Origin of the sequence: Streptomyces sp. NPDC091649 (assembly GCF_044756785.1) — a bacterium.
Classification (GTDB): Bacteria; Actinomycetota; Actinomycetes; order Streptomycetales; family Streptomycetaceae; genus Streptomyces.
This window is the reverse complement of the sequence record NZ_JBIVTR010000001.1, coordinates 577,782-597,599: the sequence shown is the minus strand read 5'-3', so window position 1 is coordinate 597,599 and position 19,818 is coordinate 577,782. Positions and strand designations below refer to the sequence as shown.

The window sequence follows — 19,818 nt, the reverse complement described above, 5'->3', positions numbered from 1 at the left end:
TCCGGTTACCGTTTCTCACGTGTCCTCACGCATCACCGATCCCGAGCAGCTCAAGGAGCTCCTCGGGATTCCGTTCACCCCGGAGCAGACGGCCTGCATCATCGCGCCGCCCGCCCCGCAGGTGATCGTGGCCGGAGCCGGGTCGGGGAAGACCACGGTGATGGCTGCCCGCGTGGTCTGGCTGGTGGGCACCGGGCAGGTCGCGCCCGAGCAGGTCCTCGGCCTCACCTTCACCAACAAGGCGGCGGGCGAGCTGGCCGAGCGCGTCCGCAAGGCGCTGATCGCCGCCGGGGTCACCGACCCCGACGCCATCGACCCGGACAACCCCCCGGGCGAACCCACCATCTCCACCTACCACGCCTTCGCCGGCCGCCTCCTCACCGAGCACGGCCTGCGCATCGGCCTGGAGCCGACCACCCGCCTCCTCGCCGACGCCACCCGCTACCAGCTCGCGGCGAAGGTGCTGCGCGAGGCCCCGGGCCCGTATCCGGCGCTCACCCGGTCCTTCCCCACCCTGGTCAGCGACCTCCTGGCGCTCGACGGAGAGCTGTCCGAACACCTTGTACGCCCCGGCGCGCTGCACGCGTACGACACGGAGCTGCTGAGCGCCCTGGAGAGCGCGAAGCTCAGCAACACCGACCTGCGCAAGATCCCCGAGACCGCCGAGGCCCGCCGCTCCCTCCTCGGTCTCACCGAGCGCTACCGGGCCGCCAAGCGCAGCCGGGACCTGCTGGACTTCGGCGACCAGATCGCCCTCTCCGCCGAGCTGGCCCTGACCCGGCCCGAGGTCGGGAAGATCCTGCGCGAGCAGTTCCGGGTCGTCCTCCTGGACGAGTACCAGGACACCTCGGTGGCCCAGCGGCTGCTGCTCTCCGCGCTGTTCGGCGGTGGCAGCGGCGGTGGCGCGGGCATGGTCGCGGGCGCCGGCGCGGGAGCGGGCGGGCAGGCGGGCTCGGACAGGGGTGCGGGCGCGGGAGCGGGCGGCGAGGCGGGTCCGGACAGGGGTGCGGGGCCGAGGCCCACCGGCCACGCGGTGACCGCCGTGGGGGACCCCTGCCAGGCTATCTACGGCTGGCGCGGCGCGTCCGTCGCCAACCTCGACGACTTCCCCGAGCACTTCCCGCACGCCGACGGCACCCCCGCCACCCGCTACAGCCTCAGCGAGAACCGCCGCAGCGGCGGCCGCCTCCTCCAGCTCGCCAACGGCCTCGCCGAACCCCTGCGCGCGATGCACGAGGGCGTCGAGGCGCTGCGTCCCGCCCCGGGAGCCGAGCGCGACGGCATCGTCCGCTGCGCCCTGCTGAACACCCACACCGAGGAGATCGACTGGCTCGCCGACTCCCTCGCCCACCTGGTGCGCACCGGCACCCCGCCCGGCGAGATCGCCGTCCTGTGCCGCACGGCCGGGGACTTCCCCCTGATCCAGGCGGCGCTGGTCGCCCGGGACATCCCGGTCGAGGTCGTCGGCCTCGCCGGGCTGCTGCACCTGCCCGAGGTGGCGGACCTGGTCGCCGTCTGCGAGGTCCTCCAGGACCCGGGCGCCAACGCCTCCCTGGTCCGCCTCCTCACCGGGCCGCGCTGGCGCATCGGCCCCCGCGACCTCGCGCTGCTGGGCCGCCGCGCCCGCCTCCTCGTGCACCGGGCCGGTCCCGCGGAGGACGCCGACGCGGATCAGCGGCTCGCCGACGCGGTGGAGGGCACGGACCCGGCCGAGGTGATATCGCTCGCGGACGCGCTGGACACCTTCCTCGTCGCGGGCGACGCGGCCGACGACGGGCTGCCGTTCTCCGCCGAGGCCCGCGTCCGCTTCGCCCGCCTCGCCCGGGAGCTGCGCGACCTGCGCCGCTCGCTCGCGGACCCCCTGATGGACGTGCTGCACCGTGTCCTGGCCACCACCGGGCTGGAGGTCGAGCTGTCCGCGTCCCCGCAGGCGCTGGCCGCCCGCCGCCGCGAGACCCTGGCCAACTTCCTGGACACGGCGGCCCGGTTCGCCTCCCTCGACGGCGAGGCGACCCTGCTCGCCTTCCTCGGCTTCCTGCGGACGGCCGCGCAGTACGAGAAGGGCCTGGACAACGCGCTGCCCGGCGGCGAGAACACCGTCAAGGTCCTCACCGCCCACAAGTCCAAGGGCCTGGAATGGGACGTCGTCGCCGTCCCCGGGCTGGTCACGGGCCAGTTCCCCAGCGGCCAGTCCCGGGACGCGTGGACCGCCCAGGCCAAGGTGCTGCCGCACGCCCTGCGCGGCGACGCGGCGACGCTCCCCGTCCTGGACACCGTCGACGGCCTCGACGCCAAGGGCCTGAAGGCGTTCAAGGAGGAGCTGAAGGAGCACCAGCACACGGAGGAACTGCGCCTCGGCTACGTCACCTTCACCCGCCCCCGCTCCCTGCTCCTGGGCTCCGGCCACTGGTGGGGCCCGTCACAGAAGAGGACGCGCGGCCCGTCCGCCTTCCTCGACGCGCTGTACGAGCACTGCGCGGCGGGTCACGGCGAGATCGAGGCGTGGGCGGACGAGCCCGCCGAGGACGAGGAGAACCCGGCCCTCGCGGAGCGGGACGCCGACCTGGCCTGGCCGCTCCCACTGGACGCCGACGCCCTGGCCCGCCGCCGAGCCGCCCGGGACACGGTGCTGGCCCATCTGGAGAGCCTGGCCGGCCACGGGGACGAGGAGGAGCACGGCGAACCGGCGTACGCACCCGAGCACGGCGAACCGGCATACGCACCCGAGCACGGCGAACCGGCGTACGAGCCCGAGCACGGCGAGCCGACATACGAGCCCGAGCACGGCGAACCGGCATACGCACCCGAGCACGGCGAACCGGCGTACGAGCCGGAGCCGGAGCCCGTCCCCGATCCGGCGCACCGGCCCGAAGGGACGCCGATCGACGGAGAACCGGAGGGCTGGGACTGGGACTGGGACGAGCTCTCCACCGCACGCCCCTCGGGCACACCGGACAGGGAACCGCACGCGCCCCCGTCCCCGCTCCCGCGCATTCCCGCCGCCCGGCACCCCCGGGAGACCGCCCCCGCGGAAAGACTCACCCCCGAGGAGGCCCGCACGCTAGCGTCCTGGGACCGGGACCTGGACGCCCTGGCCGGGGAACTGCGCCGCGCCCGCGCCACCGTGCGCGATGTCCTCGTGCCCGCCTCGCTCTCCGCGACCCAGTTGCTGCGCCTGGCCGAGGACCCCGACGCCTTCGCCCGGGAGCTGGCCCGGCCCATGCCCCGCCCGCCGCAGCCCGCCGCCCGCCGGGGCACCCGGTTCCACGCCTGGGTGGAGTCGCGGTACGAGGAGCTGCCGCTGCCCCTGCTCGGCCCCGACGAACTGCCCGGGGGCGAGGGGAGCGACGCGGAGATCGCCGACGAGCGGGACCTCGCCGAGCTGAAGGAGGCGTTCGAGCGCACCGCGTACGCCCGGCGCACGCCGTACCGCGTGGAGACCCCGTTCCAGATCACCCTCGCGGGCCGGGTGATCCGGGGCCGGATCGACGCCGTCTACCGCACGGGCGACACCTACGAGATCGTCGACTGGAAGACCACCCGCCACCGCACCGCCGACCCGCTCCAGCTCGCCGTCTACCGGCTGGCCTGGGCCGAGCTGCACGACCTGCCGCTCGACGCCGTCACCGCCGCCTTCCTCTACGTACGCACCGGGGAGACCGTCCATCCGCAGGGGCTGCCCGGCCGGGCGGAACTGGAGCGGATCCTGCTGGACGAGCCCGCCCCGCCGGGCGGATAGGCTCAAGAGCATGAGCGAGACCCCGGACAGCGCCGTCCGTACGTACACCGAACAACACCGCGCAGCGTTCCTCGACGACCTCGCGGAGTGGCTGCGCATCCCGTCCGTATCCGCGCAGCCGGAGCACGCGGACGACGTACGGCGCAGCGCCGGGTGGCTGAGCGCCAAGCTCGCGGAGACCGGCTTCCCGGTCACCGAGATCTGGGAGACCCCCGGGGCACCGGCGGTCTTCGCCGAGTGGCCCAGCGAGGACCCGGACGCCCCGACGGTCCTCGTCTACGGCCACCACGACGTGCAGCCCGCCGCCCGCGAGGACGGCTGGGCGACCGACCCGTTCGAGCCGGTGATCCGGGACGGCCGGATGTACGGACGCGGCGCGGCCGACGACAAGGGCCAGGTGTTCTTCCACACCCTCGGGGTCCGCGCCCACCTCGCCGCGACCGGCCGCACCACCCCCGCCGTCCACCTCAAGCTGCTGATCGAGGGCGAGGAGGAGTCCGGCTCGCCGAACTTCCGCGCCCTGGCCGAGCGCCACGCGGACCGGCTCGCCGCCGACGCGGTGATCGTCTCGGACACCGGCATGTGGGACGAGGACACCCCGACCGTCTGCACCGGCATGCGCGGCCTCGCGGAGTGCGAGATCGAGCTGTACGGCCCCGCCCAGGACATCCACTCCGGGTCGTTCGGCGGAGCCGTCCCCAACCCGGCCACCGAGATCGCCCGCCTCGTCGCCGCGCTCCACGACGAGCACGGCAAGGTCGCCATCCCCGGCTTCTACGACGGCGTCACCGACCTCACCGACACCGAGCGGGCCCTCTTCGCCGAGCTGCCCTTCGACGAGGCCACCTGGCTGCGCACCGCGAAGTCCAAGGCCGCGTCCGGCGAGGCCGGATACTCCACACTGGAACGCGTCTGGGCCCGCCCCACCGCCGAGGTCAACGGCATCGGCGGCGGCTACCAGGGCGCCGGCAGCAAGACGATCATCCCCGCCTCCGCCCTGGCGAAGATCAGCTTCCGGCTGGTCGACGGCCAGGACCCCGACCACGTGCGGCAGGCGGTCAGCGCCTGGGCCGAATCCCGTGTCCCGGCGGGCGTCCGGCACCGGATCGCCTTCCAGCCGGCCACCCGCCCCTGCCTGACCCCGCTGGACCACCCCGCCCTCCAGGCCGTGGCCCGTGCGATGGGCCGGGCGTTCGGGAAGAAGGTCCTCTTCACCCGCGAAGGAGGCTCGGGCCCAGCCGCCGACCTCAGGGACGTGCTCGGCGCCCCCGTCCTCTTCCTCGGCATCTCCGTGCCCTCCGACGGCTGGCACGCCCCCGACGAGAAGGTCGAGCTGGACCTCCTGTTCAAGGGCGTGGAGACGACCGCGCACCTGTGGGGCGAGCTGGCCGCGGCACTCCGCTGAATCCTCTGCACACCTCCACGTACCTGTGCACACCCGAACCACCCAGGGGGAGTAGGAAGCACCTGTGAGCACCTTCGACAACGCCACCGCAGACCGCCCGATCGGCCTCACCGCGCCGAGCGGCATCGACCGCGCGGCACACCACCGCCTCGACGAGGCGTGGCTGGCCGTGGCGTGGAGCCACCCGACGACCCGCGTCTTCGTCGTCTCCGGCGGGCAGGTGCTGATCGACGACACCCCCGACGGGGGCACCGAGATCGTCATGACCCAGGCATTCGAGGCCCCGGTCACCGAGACCCACCGGTATTTCCTCGGCACCGACGAGAACGGCGTCAGCTACTTCGCGCTCCAGAAGGACTCGCTGCCGGGCCGCATGGACCAGTCGGCCCGCCCGGCCGGACTGCGCGAGGCGGGCCTGCTCCTGGGCCCCCGTGACGCGGGCCTGATGGTGCACGCCGTCGCCCTGGAGAACTGGCAGCGCCTGCACCGCTTCTGCTCCCGCTGTGGTGAGCGCACCGTCATCGCGGCGGCCGGCCACATCCGCCGCTGCCAGGCATGCGGCGCCGAGCACTACCCCCGTACCGACCCCGCGGTCATCATGCTGGTCACCGACGACCAGGACCGGGCCCTGCTGGGCCGCCAGGTGCACTGGCCGGAGGGACGCTTCTCCACGCTCGCCGGATTCGTCGAGCCGGGGGAGTCGATCGAGCAGTCCGTGGCCCGCGAGGTGTACGAGGAGGCCGGGATCACGGTCGGCGAGGTCGAGTACATCGCCAGCCAGCCGTGGCCGTTCCCCTCCAGCCTGATGCTCGGTTTCATGGCGCGGGCGACGTCCTTCGACATCGCCGTCGACGGCGAGGAGATCCAGGAGGCCCGCTGGTTCTCCCGCGAGGACCTCACCGCGGCCTTCGAGTCCGGCGAGGTCATGCCGCCGTTCGGCATCTCGATCGCGGCCCGCCTGATCGAGCTCTGGTACGGCAAGCCGCTCCCGAGGCCCGGCGGCGCGACGCGGACCGGCTGAGCACCGGTCCCGGACGCACCACTGTCCCCGAACACGGCACTGCCCCGGACGCACCACTGTCCCCGGACGCAGCACTGCCCCCGGCGGCGCCGGGGGCGGCGGCCGGGGGCAGGGGTGTGCTGAAGCGCGGCGGGTCAGGCGGCGAGCGCCTGCTTCACCTGGGCGAGAGACGGGTTCGTCATGACCGACTCGGTGCCCGAGGGGGCCACGATCAGCAGGGTCGGCACTGTCTGGTTTCCGCCGTTCGCCTTCTCGACGAACGCGGCCGACTCCGGGTCGTGCTCGATGTTGACCTCGTTGTACGCGATTCCCTCGCGGTCCATCTGGCTCTTCAGCCGACGGCAGTAGCCGCACCAGGTGGTGCTGTACATCGTCACAGTGCCCGCCATGTCGCTGGCGCTCCTTCGTCTCGTCCGTACCGCTGCGCGGCCGGCAGCGTCACATGCGGTCCGGCCACTGTCCGCAACCGTCCCGCACCGTTAGGGAACGTACGGGACGCGGCCACCATTCCCGCCACGGCCCCGCCCCCCGGCCCCCGGCCCCGCACGGGCGTCCCGGGCCGGGCGGCCGGCGGCACGGCGGACACCGCATCAGTACGACGAATACCTCACCCCTGTGGACAACCGCCGCATCCGCCCCGTGCGACCTGGCAGCATGGCGGAGTGACAGCAGCAACGCACTCCACCCTCTTCCCCCAGGTTCCCGAGACCCCGGACGCCGTGCTCGACGGGCTCGACCCCGAGCAGCGCGAGGTGGCTCTGGCCCTGCACGGGCCGGTGTGCGTGCTGGCCGGAGCCGGTACGGGCAAGACCCGCGCGATCACCCACCGCGTCGCGTACGGAGTGCGCGCGGGCATCCTCCAGCCGGCCACCGTGCTCGCCGTCACCTTCACCAACCGGGCCGCCGGGGAGATGCGAGGCCGCCTCCGGCAGCTCGGCGCGACCGGTGTCCAGGCGCGGACCTTCCACTCCGCCGCCCTCCGGCAGCTCCAGTACTTCTGGCCGAAAGCAGTCGGTGGCGAGCTGCCCCGGCTGCTGGAGCGGAAGGTGCAGCTGGTCGCCGAGGCCGCCGCGCGCTGCGGGCTCCGGCTCGACCGCAACGAGCTGCGGGACGCCACCAGCGAGATCGAGTGGGCCAAGGTCACCCAGACGGTCCCCGCCGACTATCCGGCCGCGGTCGTCAAGACCGGGCGGGACGCCCCCCGCGACCCGGCGGAGCTGGCCCAGGTCTACTCCATGTACGAGCAGCTCAAGCGCGACCGCTCCGTGATGGACTTCGAGGACGTGCTGCTGCTCACCGTCGGCATCCTCCAGGACCGGCGCGACATCGCGGAGCACGTGCGGGGCCAGTACCAGCACTTCGTCGTCGACGAGTACCAGGACGTGAGCCCGCTCCAGCAACGGCTGCTGGACCTCTGGGTCGGCGACCGGGACGATCTCTGCGTCGTCGGCGACGCCAGCCAGACGATCTACTCCTTCACCGGCGCCACCCCCGACCACCTGTTGAACTTCCGCACCCGCCACCCCGGGGCGACCGTGGTGAAGCTGGTGCGGGACTACCGCTCCACCCCGCAGGTCGTCCATCTCGCCAACGGCCTGCTGAGCCAGGCCCACGGCAAGGCCGCCGACCACCGGCTGGAGCTGGTCTCGCAGCGCGACAAGGGCCCCGAACCCGTGTACGCGGAGTATCCCGACGAGCCCACCGAGGCCGAGGGCACGGCCCGTCGCATCCGCGACCTCATCGCCGCGGGCGTGCCGGCCGGCGAGATCGCCGTGCTCTACCGCGTCAACTCCCAGTCCGAGGTCTACGAACAGGCCCTCGCGGACGCCGGGGTCCCCTACCAGCTGCGCGGCGCCGAGCGGTTCTTCGAGCGGGCCGAGGTCCGCGAAGCGGGCACCGCCCTGCGCGGCGCGGCCCGCGCCGGGCGCAACGACTCCTTGCTCGACGACGCGGAGGGGCTGCCGTCCCAGGTGCGGGCGGTGCTCTCCACCAAGGGCTGGACCAGCCGCCCGCCCGCCGGATCGGGAGCCGTGCGCGATCGCTGGGAGTCGCTGGCGGCGCTGGTGCGCCTCGCGGAGGACTTCGAGACCGCGAAACCCGGGGCGACCCTGACCGACCTGGTCCGTGAGCTGGACGAGCGGGCGGCCGCCCAGCACGCCCCGACCGTCCAAGGGGTGACCCTCGCCTCGCTGCACTCGGCGAAGGGCCTGGAGTGGGACGCCGTCTTCCTCGTCGGACTGACCGAGGGCATGATGCCGATCGCCTACGCCAAGACCGACGAGCAGGTCGAGGAGGAACGGCGCCTGATGTACGTCGGGATCACCCGCGCCCGCGTCCACCTCTCTCTCTCCTGGGCGCTGTCCCGGTCGCCGGGAGGCCGGGCGAGCCGGCGGCCGACCCGCTTCCTGAACGGGCTGCGGCCGGGCTCGTCGGCCTCGGGCGCGCGTGGCGGGGCCGGCGGCGGCGGAGGGATCGACCGGGGCGCCGGACGGGCCGCGGCAGCGAGCCGGACCCCGGCGGTCGAGCGGAAACACCGGGGGCCGGTGCGGTGCCGGGTCTGCGGACGGACGCTGACCGACGCGGGCGAGATGAAGCTGATGCGCTGCGAGGAGTGCCCCTCGGACATGGACGAGGCGCTGTACGGGCGGCTGCTCGACTGGCGGGCCGGCCAAGCCGCCCTGCTGGGCCAGCCGGACTTCTGCGTGTTCACCGAGAAGACCCTCATGGCGATCGCCGAGGCCGTGCCGTCCACCGAGAGGGAGCTGGTCGTCATCGCCGGGGTCGGCAACCGGAAGATGAGCCGCTTCGGCACGGACGTTCTGGCCATCTGTGCAGGTGAGGCGGTTGATGACGAGCGGGAGACCGACGTCGAGGAGACCTGAGGAAAACTCGTCCAAAAAATAGTTTGCGCCCGCACCAGTCGTCACCATAGGTTCTTAACCACGGGAACAGCGACTTCTCTGAAGCCCTGATTCCGTGCTGTACTTATCCGAATACGCAGGACCGGTCCCGGCCGGTCCCCCCGAGACGCCGAGAGGAGGCGATTGAAGTGATCAGCATCATCGAAACCCAGAAAATGACCGATCTCTCGATCGTCTCCGCCTGCTCGCTCGGCCTCACCCGCTCCTCGGTTGCCTCGCTCCACGCCACCGGTCTGTCCGGCATTTCCGCCGCCCGTCCGCTGTCCCTGGCGAGCCTCCCCGTGACGCGGGAGCGCAATGAGCGACCGATCGAGGCACCGGCGGCAGCAGTAGCGAAGGCAGCACAGGCCCAGGTCTATGCCTTTGCGGCAGCCGGTGCCGGAGCCAAGAAGCAGACGCAGCACCACACGATGTGGGCCTTCCGTGGGCCTGAACCCTGGAGCGATCCAGCCTGATTCAGCATCAGGCCGGCGCCTTCAGGGCCGCGGAACCCCACTCGGGATCCGCGGCCCTTTTGTTTTGTCCGAACGGACGAGACGGAACGAAGGAGCCTCGGGACAAGCAGGACCTGGTACCAGCAGCCGCCAACCGGCCAACAGGCCGGCACGACCAGACGAGGACACCACCCACCGTGCACATCGAAACGCACGCCCCGTCAGTACCGCTTTCCACCCCGATCTCGCCGCCCGGCTCCACGGAGGACTCCACCTTGACCCCGCTCACCACGCTCACCGCGCTCGACGACGCCATCGAGAACCTCGGCGTGCCCGTCCCCTGCCGCTCCTACGACCCCGAGGTCTTCTTCGCCGAGTCGCCCGCCGACGTCGAGTACGCCAAGTCCCTCTGCCGCACCTGCCCGCTGGTCGAGGCATGCCTCGCCGGGGCGAAGGACCGCCGTGAGCCGTGGGGTGTCTGGGGCGGCGAGCTGTTCGTCCAGGGCGTCGTCGTGGCCCGCAAGCGTCCGCGTGGCCGTCCGCGCAAGAACCCGGTCGCAGCGTGACCGCCACCGGTGGGGTCCCCGCACCCACACGCAGCCTGCGCCTCGGAACGATCGACCGCCCCCAGACCCATGACCCCCGGAATCAGGCACCAATGATCACCCCCACGAAGGAGCCCGTCGGCTCCGCCACCCCCGACGTCACCATCAGCGGCGCGAACGACTCGCGTCAGAACAGGACCCGCGAAATGCAACTCATCCCAGAAGCCCTGGCTCGTGCGCATATGCACGACCGCCTGCGGGAGGCCCAGGAGGACCGCCAGTCGATCCGCCTGATCGCCGCCCGCCGGATGCAGCGCCAGGCGGAGCGCGCCTCGCTGCGCGCCCGCCGCGCGCTGGCCATGGCGGTCATGCACTGACCGTGCTTCCACCACCCCGCCGCGGGGCCGTCCGGACACGGACGGCCCCGCGGTGCGTTGTGTGCCGCCGGCCGGTCACGGAGATATCGTCGGGAGGTGGACGAGGAGACCCGACCCCCCGAACAACCGGACGTGGGAAGTGTGGTGTGCGCCCGCTGCGGTACCGCCGCCGATGGCGACGCGGCCCCTTTGACCTGGCTCCGCTCCGTGGAGGACGGACAGCGTCTTCTCTTCTGCGAGAACTGTGCCCGCCTCCACATCCGCGCCATCGAGAGCCGGCTCGACTCGCTCTGGTGGTGACCGCCCGCCCTGCGCCCCCCGCCGCCCCGCGCCCCGCCCGCCCGGCCTACGCCTCGACGGCCCGGCCCTCCGCCCCCGGCTCGGCCTTCTCCTCGGCGGCCCCGGCGTCCTCCGCGTACTCGCCGTCCGCCGCCGCCGCGTCTTCCCCGACGAATCCCGGCAGCCACGCCTCCAACTCGTCGCGCAGCCGGACCGTCGCGCCGAGCTGGCACAGCACTCCGATCGTGCTGAGCGTCACCCGGTGTATCAGGACGTAGGAAGGAGGGAGGTTCAGCTGCCTGCCGAGCTGATGGGCAGGGGAGCGCGGGTCTGCTATCCGCGCCGCCTGTTCACGGATCCAGCCCCGGCTGAAGGTGAACTCCTCCACCCGCGTGGGCTCGATGATCGGAAGCAGGTAGTCGAGCACCTCGTCCGGGTCCAGGTCGATGGACTCCTTCACGAAACCCTCTTCGCGCAGCAGCGCGTACACCCCGGCCGCGTCGCCCTCCAACGCCAGCCGCAGCGAGTCGCCGATGCTCTGCGGCAGACCACCCGGAAGCCGGTCGACCGTGCCGAAGTCCAGCACCCCCAGCCGCCACGAACCGGCCGGGCCGCCCTCCTCCTCCGCGTCCTCCGCCGGGGGCAGCAGCCGGAAGTTGCCCGGATGCGGGTCGGCGTGCAGCAGGCCGGTGCGCGCCGGACCGGAGAAGAGGAAGCGGGCCAGCAGCTGGCCCGCGCGGTCCCGCTGCTCCGCGGTGCCCTCCGCGACGACCTCGGACAGCGGGACCCCCTCGATCCACTCCGTCACCAACACCTGGTCGGACTGGTGCACCACCTGAGGGATCACCACATCGTGGTCACCCGCGAACTCCTCCGCGTGCGCTCGCTGCGCCCGAGCCTCCAACTCGTAGTCCAACTCCTCCGAAACCCGGTCGCGCAGCTCCTTGATCAGCGGCTTGACGTCCACCCCAGGGACCAGCGGACCGAGTAGCCGGGCGAAGCGGCTGAGCTGTGCGAGGTCGGAGAGCAGCGCCTCGCCCGCGCCGGGATACTGCACCTTCACGGCGACCTCGCGGCCGTCGTGCCACACCGCCCGGTGCACCTGACCGATCGACGCGGCTGCCGCCGGAGTGTCCTCGAACTCCAGGAAACGCTCCCGCCAGTCCTCCCCGACCCGTTCGGCGAGAACCTTGTGGACCGTGTGCGCGGGCAGTGGCGGTGCGGCCTCCTGAAGCTTGGTCAGCGCTGCCCGGTAGGGCCCGGCGACCTCCTCGGGCAGGGCCGACTCGAAGACGGAGAGGGCCTGGCCCAGCTTCATCGCCCCGCCCTTCAGTTCGCCCAGGGTCTTGAACAACTGGTCCGCCGTGCGCTGCTGCACCTCACGGGCGACCAGCTCGGCCGACTTTCCGCCGATGCGCTTGCCCAGGCCCCATGTGGCACGGCCGGCGAAGCCGAGCGGAAGCGCCGCCAGCTTGGCCGTACGCGTAACCGCCTTCCGGGGAAGATCAGACATGTGCCCCTCCAGTTCCCAGACTGCCGTGCCGCTCGGTCCTCCGGTGTCACTCCGGCGGCCGCGGTCACCCCGCCATTGTGTCCTGCGCCGGAACACCACCGGAGGCCCGTTCCCCCTTAGCGCCTCCGGCCGCCCCGCAGGAACAGTCCGCGTGCGGGTCGATCGGATCCGACCGCCAGTCGAGCAGCGGCAGCGCGGCCTCCCAGCGAACTCCGGTACTGGCGGGCAGATCCCCGTCCAGAAACGCCAGAGCGTGCGCGGCGGCGAGACCGGCGACCGCCGTCGCGAGCCCCAGATCGCAAGCCTGCACCGCTGCCCGCCGCCCGGAACGCCACTGCGCCAGCATCCGGGGCCACTGCGGGTCCCGGTCCGCGCGGTGCAGTTGCAGACAGCCCGCGCAGCCGGTGCCTCCGGGCAGGACGAGAGGTCCGACCACCCCGGTGGCCTCCATCACTCCCGCATAGAGATGAGGAGTGCCCGACGCGATCCAGGAACCCGCGGCGTCCGCGACCGGCGCGTACACCGCGAGGCCGTCCCGGGGAGCGACGACGACCAGCGACAGGCCGGGCCGGCCGGCGCTTCCCACCGGGCCGGCCCCCGCCCCGGCGCCTGCCGGAGCCGCTCCCGGGCGGCCCGCCCCTCTCTCGCCCGCTCCCGCGGTGCCGGTCCCCGCGCGGCCCGCCACCGTCCCGTCCGTTCTCACCCGCCGGGGAGCGGGCCCGGGCGCGGACCGGCGGACGAGCCGGCGGGCCGCCACGTCACGCCGCTCTCCCACGGAGGCCGGGGGGAGCCCCGCGGGCGCCACATCCCAGGGCTCGGCCCGGCCCCCGTCGAGCACTTCCACATGTCCCACGCCCGCACCGGACAGCACCGAGGCGATGGACGCACCGACCCGGCCCGCTCCCCGCACCTGGACGGCCATCGCCCGCCGGGCCGCCATCCGGCGCAGGCCGGCGCCGGGCTCCGGTCGGACGACCGACAGCGAGGCGACGTCGGGCCGCTGTCGGTCCATCACCTCGACCTGCCTGCGCAGCGCTTCGGCTTCCGCGCCGGCGGACCGCGGGTCGTCGAGGAGTCCGGCCTCCGCCAACCGGGCCAGAAGGAGATCCACGTGACGTTCCGGCAGGTCCAGCGCACGTGCCTCCTCGTGCAGGAGTGGCAGGCCCCGCGTGCCGTCGAGGAGTTCCAGAAAGCTCCCGGTGGCGATGTCCAGCGGCCCGAGCGTCACGGCATGTGCGGGCGTCACACCGAACTGCACGGTGTTCCGGCCGCGCCAGGCGCGACGCAGTGCGGGCTTCAGCATCGGATACATGACTTCTCCCCCCGAGCGGTGTCGCGGGCACGGGCGCCCGCAGACCGGATGATCCGCGGGGCTTTCCGCAGGACCTCCACCAGAATGCGGTCCCGCGCCGAACCGTGCGTCGAGTTGTCCACAGGCAGGGATTATCAGTCGTTCAAGCCTTTAATCGTTCAAAAGGTGGAGCTGTCGGGCGGGGCATCGCTGAACCTTTCCCGGGGCGGGACTTCCCCCACCGGCAGCGGGTAACGTCGTGGCGTGCCCGCCGACCCGTCATCCGGCCTCACCGGGGAGATCCCCGCGCGCAGCGCCAAAAGTCCCCAGCGTGGCGCGGCAGCCCCTTCGCTCCGCGCTTCGGCGACGAGTGCGGTCGAGGTCCGCAGGAGCACCCGGCGCAGGAGGACGGTCTCCGCGTACCGGGAAGGTGACCGCACGATCGTGCTCATCCCCGCCCGGATGTCCCAGGCCGAGGAACAGCGCTGGGTGGGATTGATGCTGGACAAGCTCGCCGCCCAGGAGAAAAAGCGCGTCCCGGGCGACACCGAGCTCGCGGAGCGAGCCGCACGGCTGTCCGACCAGTATTTCGAGGGTCGCGCCAGGCCCGTCTCGGTGCGCTGGGTGACCAATCAGAACACCCGCTGGGGCTCATGCACCCCCGCCGAGGGCAGCATCAGGCTCTCGCACCGGTTGCAGGGCATGCCGGAGTACGTCGTCGACTACGTGCTCCTCCACGAGCTCGCGCATCTGCTCGTTCCCGGGCACGGTCCGGGGTTCTGGCGGCTGCTGGAGGCGTATCCGCGCACCGAGCGCGCCCGTGGCTATCTGGAGGGCGTGGTGGCGGCCGACCAGCTGCCTCACCGGCCCCGTCTGCCCGCCGCCCGCGAGGAGTGACGGGGCCCGGCCGCATTCGCCGATTCTGTACCGGGTGTGTACCGGCTTGGCCCGATGTCGTCGTTTGCGGTTAGCCTGACGCGACGCATTTACCTTCGGGATGGGGGACGGTCGTTACGCATGGCCAGGGAATTCCAACGCGGCCACAAGGCCAAGATCAGTGATCTCACGGCAGGGACGGATCTGTACGTAGGTGTGCAGATCGCCGCCCCGGGGCTGACTTTCGACATCAGCTGCTTCGGTCTCGACGCCAACGAGCAGCTCTCCGACGACCGGTACTTCATCTTCTTCAATCAGCCGAAATCGCCCGAGGAGTCCATCCAGCTCCTCGGTGCGCAGTCCGGTGACACCGAGTCCTTCCGCGTCACGCTCGACCGCATTCCGGCAGCCATCCAGAAGCTCTCCTTCACCGCGACGCTCGACGGTTCCGGGCAGATGTCCCAGATCGGTCCGGGGTACATCCGGATCGTCGCGGGCGGCGAGGAAGTGGTGAGGTACGCCTTCACCGGGTCCGAGTTCACCACCGAGCGCGCGGTCATGCTCGGCGACTTCTACCTGAAGGACGTCTGGCGTTTCGCCGCCGTCGGCCAGGGCTTCGACGGCGGCCTCGACGCGCTCCTGAAGAACTTCGGCGGCGAGGTCGCCGAGGAAGAGGCGCCGCCCGCCGCCGCACCGGCCGCCGCCCCTGGTTTCGCCCCGCCGGCCCAGGCCGCCGCGCCCCCGGCCTTCGGCGCGCCGCCCGCGCCCGCGGCTCCGCAGCCCGCACCGTCCTTCGGCGCCCCGTCCGCGCCGCAGCAGCCGGTGCACGCGGCACTGACGATCGCGGCCCCGCTGGCTCCGCAGGCCCCTGCGGCTCCGCAAGCGCCCCAGGCACCCCAGGCACCCCAAGCGCCCCAGGCCCCGTCCCCGTACGGCCAGCCCCCGCAGCCCCAGCAGCCGCAATTCGGCCAGGTCCCCGGCCAGGGCGTTCCGCCCGCCCCGCCCGCCGCTCCCTTCGGTCAGCAGGCTCCCGCCCCGTACGGTCAGCCCGCGCCGGCCCCGTACGGCCAGCAGCCACCCGGCGGCATGCCACCGGGTGTTCCGCAGGGGGTGCCCCAAGGCGTTCCGGCCGCGGGCGCCGGTCTCCGGGCGGCCCTCCAGCCGTACAAGGAGACCGCGACCGGGCAGCGCTGGACCCCGCAGAACCAGCAGCTCATGCGGGTCGACCTGACCATGGGCGGCTCCGGGGTCCTGGCCCGCCAGGGCAGCATGGTGATGTACCAGGGCAAGGTGGACTTCGGCTACAAGAGCGCCGGGTTCGTCGGCCGTGCCGTGGGCAACGCCACCGGCCAGGAGATGCAGCTGATGCGCTGTACCGGCCGCGGCCAGGTCTTCCTCGCCGAGGAGGGCTCGCACCTGCACCCGATCGAACTGCAGGGCGACGCCCTCTGCGTATCCGCCGAGAGCGTCCTCGCCTTCGACGAGTCCCTCCAGTACGAGGTGCGCAGGGTCGAAGGACACGGCATCCCCGGCGGCGCACTGTTCACCATGCAGTTCCAGGGCACCGGCACCGTGATCGTGAAGACCCACGGCACCCCGGTCGTCCTGCCGGTCACGCCCACCACGTTCGCCGACTGCAACGCCGTCGTCGCCTGGTCGGCCGCCTCCCAGGTGATCGTTTCCAGCCAGGTCCGGCTGCGCCGCAACGCGTACCCCGGACACAGCGGGGAGACCGTGAACCTCCAGTTCCGGGGCGCCCCCGGCAACTTCATCGTCGTCCAGCCCTACGAGGTCTGAGGGAGCCCGTCATGAACCAGCAACTCGCGGGCTACGCCCCGACCCCCGTCACGGCCCGCATGGAGAACCACGGCAAGACCATGCTCAAGGTCGCCATGGCCTCCGGACAGGACCTCTTCGCCCGCACCGGCTCGATGGTGGCGTACGAGGGCTTCATCCAGTACGAGCCCAACCCGCCCGCCGCCCGGCAGATCGCCTCCCAGTGGATCACCGGCGAGGGCGCACCCGTCATGAAGTGCTCCGGCGACGGGCTGCTCTACCTCGCCGACTACGGCGCGGACGTGGTCGTCATCAACCTCGACAACGACTCCATCTCCGTCAACGGCACCAACCTCCTCGCCTTCGACGCCCACCTCACCTGGGGCGTCGAGAAGGTCAAGGGGATGGCCAAGTTCGCCGGACAAGGTCTGTGGAACGTCGTCGTCCAGGGCACCGGATGGGTCGCCATCACCTCCCGGGGCACCCCGATCGTCGTCGACTGCGGACGCGGAGAGGACGAGACGTACGTCGACCCGGACGCGCTCGTCGCCTGGTCCCCGAACCTCAAGGTGAAGGGCAAGCGCAGCTTCAAGGCCGGTTCGCTGATCGGCCGCGGCAGCGGCGAGGCGTACCAGATGGGCTTCTCCGGCCAGGGCATCGTCGTCGTCCAGCCGAGCGAGGACAGCACGGACCGCCTGCGGGTCCGGAACTGAGGGGGAGGGAGAACACATCATGCAGAGTCCGCTTTTCAGCCACACCGAGCAGCAGACCCAGGACCGGTACGCGATCCAGAACCCGCAGCTCCTGCGGGTCTCGCTGACCGGCCAGGACGACGTCCTCGCCCGCAAGGGCGCGATGGTCGCCTACCAGGGCCTGATGGACTTCGACGGGGAGTACCAGTCCCAGGGGCAGCGGCGTGCCCGGGCGCGCACCGGCGAGGGCCTCGACCTGATGCGCGTGTCCGGCCAGGGCACCGTCTACCTCGCCAACCTCGCGCAGTACATCCACGTCGTGGACGTCGACCGTGAGGGGATGACGGTGGACAGCTCCTACGTCCTCGCGCTCGACTCCTCGCTGCACACCGAGGTCATCGCGGTGGACAGCCAGTACGGGATCTCCGGCAGCGGCAAGTACCAGCTCAACATCTCCGGCTCCGGCAAGGTCGCCCTGATGACCTCGGGCCAGCCCCTGATGATGCAGGTCACGCCCGAGAAGTACGTCAACGCCGACGCCGACGCGGTGGTCGCCTGGTCCAGCTCTTTGCGCGTGCAGATGCAGGCCCAGACGCACTCCGCGGGCGTCTTCCGGCGTCGTGGCAACACCGGGGAGGGCTGGGAGCTGAGCTTCCTCGGCCAGGGCTTCGCCCTGGTCCAGCCGAGTGAAGTCATGCCGCCGCAGCACGCCCAGATCGGCCAGGGCGCCCGTGCCCAGTTCGGCATGGGCCAGCAGGGCGCGCACGGCCAGAACCAGAACAACGCCTGGAACTGACCGGCACGGCAGAGCGCAGCGGCGAGGGGCGGCCTCAGGGAGGCCGCCCCTCGCGCACATCCATCGGGTCCGCCGCTACAGGCGGGAACGCGTCGCCGCCAGCAGCCGTACGACGGACACGTCCGCCACTCCGGCCACGTCCTCGTAGCCGAACCAGCGCAGCTCCAGGGATTCCTCGCTGATCCGCTCCGCCACTCCGGCCGGGGCCAGCGCCGCGTACTGCACGTCGAGGTGCCAGTTGCAGGGAGACGGGATCGGGTGCCGGTCCAGCCGGACCGGCCCGCCGGGCAGCGGAGTGAGCCCCGCGATGCCGGACTCCTCCGTCGCCTCCCGGAGCGCCGCCGCCTCCAGCGCGGTGTCCTGCGGTTCGCAGTGGCCGCCCATCTGGAGCCACATCCGGAGCTTCCGGTGCAGCGTCAGCAGCACTCTCTCCCGCTCCGGGTCGATGACCAGGGCGCTGGCCGTCACATGTCCGGCCCCGCACGCCTTCCACATGCCGTCCTCGTGCCGTGCCAGGTGATCCAGGTAGAGCTGACGCAGCTCCGCCTGGTCACCGTGCTCGTCCTCGGGGGCGTACCCCTTGAGCACGAGAACGGCGTCTTCGTGCAGCGTCACCGGTCGCGGCCGTCCTTGCCCTCTGCCTTGCCCTCGTCATCGCCGTCGTCCTTGCCGTCGACGGGCTTCGCGTCGGGCTGGTCATCCGCCGCGGGCTCCGACTCCGACCGGTCATCCGCCGCGGGCTTCCGCGGGCCCTTCGCCGCCTCACCGAGCATCTTGTCCAGCTCGGAGAAATCGGCCTGCTCGTGGTGCACGAAGCCGTCGGGGTCGTCCAGGTCGTGGGCTGTCGGCAGCATGTCCGGGTGGGCCCAGAGCGCGTCCCGGCCCTCCAGCCCGCGGGCGTCCGTGAGCGAGGCCCACAGGCGCGAGGCGTCCCGCAGCCGGCGCGGGCGCAACTGGAGACCGATGAGCGTGGCGAACGTCTGCTCGGCCGGTCCGCCGGAAGCACGGCGCCGGCGCATCGTCTCGCGCAGCGCGTCGGACGACGTTAGCCGGGACTTCGCCGCCTCGTGGACCACCGCGTCCACCCAGCCCTCCACCAGCGCGAGAGCCGTCTCCAGCCGGGCCAGGGACGCCTTCTGCCCGGGCGTGTCCTCGGGCTGGAACATGCCCTGCTGAAGGGCTTCCTGCAACTGCTCCGGCTGCGAGGGGTCGAACTGGCCGACGACGTCCTCCAGCTTGCCGGTGTCGACCTTGATGCCGCGGGCGTACGCCTCGACGGCACCGAACAGGTGCGAGCGCAGCCACGGCACATGGGCGAAGAGCCGCTGGTGAGCGGCCTCGCGCAGGGCCAGATACAGGCGGACCTCGTCCTGCGGGACGCTGAGGTCCTTGCCGAACCTCTCCACGTTCAGCGGGAGGAGGGCGGCCTTGCCCGCAGGACCCAGCGGCAGCCCGATGTCGGTGGAACCCACCACCTCACCGGCCAGCACGCCCACGGCCTGCCCGATCTGCTGGCCGAACATGGCGCCGCCCATCGACCGCATCATCCCGATCAGCGGGCCGGCCATGGCCTGCATCTCCTCGGGCAGCACATCGCCCATCGCCAGGCCCACCCGCTCGGCCACCGGGTCGACCAGCTGCTGCCAGGCCGGGAGGGACGCCTCGACCCACTCCGCGCGGCTCCACGCCACGGTGGAGACCGAACCGGACGGCATCGACGTCACGCCGTCCAGCCAGAGGTCCGCCAGCCGCAGCGCCTCGTCGACCGCCGTGCGCTCGGACGGGCCGACGCTGGCGTCCTTGGAGCCGTCCGGGGCTCCCTGGGAGACCGTCTGGCGGGCGATCTGCTTGGCCATGTCCCAGTTCACGGGACCGCCCTCGTAGCTCAGCATCTGGCCGAGCTGCTGGAAGGCCGCGCCGAGGTCGTTCGGATTCATCGAGCCGAACATCGCGGCGAACGGGTTGTCCCCGCCCGCCCCCGGCCCGAATCCGAACGGGCCTCCGGGCCCGCCCGCGCTCTGCCCACCTTCGGTGGGGTCCTTCTTCTTGCCCTCGTCGCCGTTCTCCGGCTCCTCCGGCGGAAGGCCGAATCCGAATGGGGTGTCACTCACGGGTTTCCTCGGCTCGTAGGGCCGCCGGCTCGAACCGACGGC

General features: G+C 72.3%; 17 protein-coding genes. 12 read left to right on the top strand and 5 right to left on the bottom strand.

Going from position 1 to position 19,818, the window contains the following annotated elements; translation table 11 throughout:
- The first annotated feature begins 19 nt into the window (after nucleotides 1-19).
- The 3 genes from ACIQMU_RS02620 to nudC all read left to right on the top strand — a co-directional run bounded on the left by ACIQMU_RS02620 (nucleotide 20) and on the right by nudC (nucleotide 6,165).
- Nucleotides 20-3,739, top strand: a complete 3,720-nt coding sequence (locus tag ACIQMU_RS02620; protein WP_402688080.1) for a UvrD-helicase domain-containing protein — start codon at nucleotides 20-22, stop codon at nucleotides 3,737-3,739.
- 10 nt (nucleotides 3,740-3,749) lie between these two features.
- The gene (locus ACIQMU_RS02615) at nucleotides 3,750-5,144 is read left to right on the top strand and encodes a dipeptidase (RefSeq protein WP_402688079.1); all 1,395 of its coding nucleotides are present in this window, start codon (nucleotides 3,750-3,752) and stop codon (nucleotides 5,142-5,144) included.
- Between the two features lie 64 nt (nucleotides 5,145-5,208).
- On the top strand, nucleotides 5,209-6,165 hold the full coding sequence (nudC, locus tag ACIQMU_RS02610) for an NAD(+) diphosphatase (RefSeq protein ID WP_352238095.1): 957 nt from the start codon (nucleotides 5,209-5,211) through the stop codon (nucleotides 6,163-6,165).
- Nucleotides 6,166-6,299: 134 nt separating this feature from the next.
- Here the strand turns inward: nudC and ACIQMU_RS02605 are convergent, their stop codons facing one another.
- Nucleotides 6,300-6,554: a glutaredoxin domain-containing protein gene (locus tag ACIQMU_RS02605; protein WP_006127421.1), complete on the bottom strand. Its 255-nt coding sequence runs from the start codon at nucleotides 6,552-6,554 to the stop codon at nucleotides 6,300-6,302.
- 273 nt (nucleotides 6,555-6,827) lie between these two features.
- On the opposite strand from ACIQMU_RS02605, the gene ACIQMU_RS02600 reads away from it, so the two are divergent.
- From ACIQMU_RS02600 to ACIQMU_RS02580, 5 genes are all read left to right on the top strand, one after another.
- On the top strand, nucleotides 6,828-9,047 hold the full coding sequence (locus tag ACIQMU_RS02600; protein ID WP_402688078.1) for an ATP-dependent DNA helicase UvrD2: 2,220 nt from the start codon (nucleotides 6,828-6,830) through the stop codon (nucleotides 9,045-9,047).
- A 167-nt stretch (nucleotides 9,048-9,214) separates the two neighbouring features.
- Entirely contained in the window at nucleotides 9,215-9,541 is a 327-nt protein-coding gene (locus ACIQMU_RS02595; RefSeq protein ID WP_402688077.1) for a hypothetical protein, read from the top strand.
- A 176-nt stretch (nucleotides 9,542-9,717) separates the two neighbouring features.
- Nucleotides 9,718-10,086, top strand: coding sequence for a WhiB family transcriptional regulator (locus ACIQMU_RS02590; protein WP_006127424.1), 369 nt, complete (start codon nucleotides 9,718-9,720; stop codon nucleotides 10,084-10,086).
- Nucleotides 10,083-10,442, top strand: coding sequence for a hypothetical protein (locus ACIQMU_RS02585; protein ID WP_352238098.1), 360 nt, complete (start codon nucleotides 10,083-10,085; stop codon nucleotides 10,440-10,442). The genes ACIQMU_RS02590 and ACIQMU_RS02585 overlap by 4 nt, the downstream gene beginning before the upstream one ends.
- 96 nt (nucleotides 10,443-10,538) lie before the next feature.
- The gene (locus ACIQMU_RS02580; protein WP_352238099.1) at nucleotides 10,539-10,742 is read left to right on the top strand and encodes a hypothetical protein; all 204 of its coding nucleotides are present in this window, start codon (nucleotides 10,539-10,541) and stop codon (nucleotides 10,740-10,742) included.
- 46 nt (nucleotides 10,743-10,788) lie between these two features.
- Here ACIQMU_RS02580 and ACIQMU_RS02575 read toward each other — a convergent pair whose 3' ends face one another.
- Together ACIQMU_RS02575 and ACIQMU_RS02570 are read right to left on the bottom strand one after the other, a co-directional pair.
- A complete protein-coding gene (locus tag ACIQMU_RS02575; protein WP_352238100.1) occupies nucleotides 10,789-12,234 on the bottom strand; it encodes an AarF/ABC1/UbiB kinase family protein in 1,446 nt (481 codons plus the stop codon).
- 64 nt (nucleotides 12,235-12,298) lie between these two features.
- Nucleotides 12,299-13,546 carry a ThiF family adenylyltransferase gene (locus tag ACIQMU_RS02570; RefSeq protein ID WP_352238101.1) on the bottom strand — a complete coding sequence of 416 codons (1,248 nt, stop codon included), beginning with the start codon at nucleotides 13,544-13,546 and terminating at the stop codon, nucleotides 12,299-12,301.
- A 243-nt stretch (nucleotides 13,547-13,789) separates the two neighbouring features.
- Here ACIQMU_RS02570 and ACIQMU_RS02565 point away from each other — a divergent pair, with 243 nt between their 5' ends.
- The 4 genes from ACIQMU_RS02565 to ACIQMU_RS02550 all read left to right on the top strand — a co-directional run bounded on the left by ACIQMU_RS02565 (nucleotide 13,790) and on the right by ACIQMU_RS02550 (nucleotide 17,665).
- Entirely contained in the window at nucleotides 13,790-14,422 is a 633-nt protein-coding gene (locus ACIQMU_RS02565) for a M48 family metallopeptidase (RefSeq protein WP_352238102.1), read from the top strand.
- 120 nt (nucleotides 14,423-14,542) lie between these two features.
- On the top strand, nucleotides 14,543-16,198 hold the full coding sequence (locus tag ACIQMU_RS02560) for a TerD family protein (RefSeq protein WP_402688076.1): 1,656 nt from the start codon (nucleotides 14,543-14,545) through the stop codon (nucleotides 16,196-16,198).
- 11 nt (nucleotides 16,199-16,209) lie between these two features.
- Nucleotides 16,210-16,890: an AIM24 family protein gene (locus ACIQMU_RS02555; RefSeq protein ID WP_352238104.1), complete on the top strand. Its 681-nt coding sequence runs from the start codon at nucleotides 16,210-16,212 to the stop codon at nucleotides 16,888-16,890.
- A 19-nt stretch (nucleotides 16,891-16,909) separates the two neighbouring features.
- Entirely contained in the window at nucleotides 16,910-17,665 is a 756-nt protein-coding gene (locus ACIQMU_RS02550; RefSeq protein WP_352238105.1) for an AIM24 family protein, read from the top strand.
- A gap of 75 nt (nucleotides 17,666-17,740) precedes the next feature.
- Here ACIQMU_RS02550 and ACIQMU_RS02545 read toward each other — a convergent pair whose 3' ends face one another.
- Nucleotides 17,741-18,280, bottom strand: coding sequence for an NUDIX domain-containing protein (locus tag ACIQMU_RS02545; protein ID WP_352238106.1), 540 nt, complete (start codon nucleotides 18,278-18,280; stop codon nucleotides 17,741-17,743).
- The gene (locus ACIQMU_RS02540) at nucleotides 18,277-19,776 is read right to left on the bottom strand and encodes a zinc-dependent metalloprotease (protein ID WP_352238107.1); all 1,500 of its coding nucleotides are present in this window, start codon (nucleotides 19,774-19,776) and stop codon (nucleotides 18,277-18,279) included. Before ACIQMU_RS02540 ends, ACIQMU_RS02545 begins: the two co-directional genes overlap by 4 nt.
- Nucleotides 19,777-19,818: the final 42 nt, after the last annotated feature.

What these genes read in the sequence shown, in the direction of transcription:
- ACIQMU_RS02615 (WP_402688079.1), top strand. Translation starts at nt 3,750, where the DNA reads ATGAGCGAGACCCCGGACAGCGCCGTCCGTACGTACACCGAACAACAC.
- ACIQMU_RS02605 (WP_006127421.1), bottom strand. Translation starts at nt 6,554, where the DNA reads ATGGCGGGCACTGTGACGATGTACAGCACCACCTGGTGCGGCTACTGC.
- ACIQMU_RS02575 (WP_352238100.1), bottom strand. Translation starts at nt 12,234, where the DNA reads ATGTCTGATCTTCCCCGGAAGGCGGTTACGCGTACGGCCAAGCTGGCG.
- ACIQMU_RS02570 (WP_352238101.1), bottom strand. Translation starts at nt 13,546, where the DNA reads ATGTATCCGATGCTGAAGCCCGCACTGCGTCGCGCCTGGCGCGGCCGG.
- ACIQMU_RS02560 (WP_402688076.1), top strand. Translation starts at nt 14,543, where the DNA reads ATGGCCAGGGAATTCCAACGCGGCCACAAGGCCAAGATCAGTGATCTC.
- ACIQMU_RS02555 (WP_352238104.1), top strand. Translation starts at nt 16,210, where the DNA reads ATGAACCAGCAACTCGCGGGCTACGCCCCGACCCCCGTCACGGCCCGC.
- ACIQMU_RS02550 (WP_352238105.1), top strand. Translation starts at nt 16,910, where the DNA reads ATGCAGAGTCCGCTTTTCAGCCACACCGAGCAGCAGACCCAGGACCGG.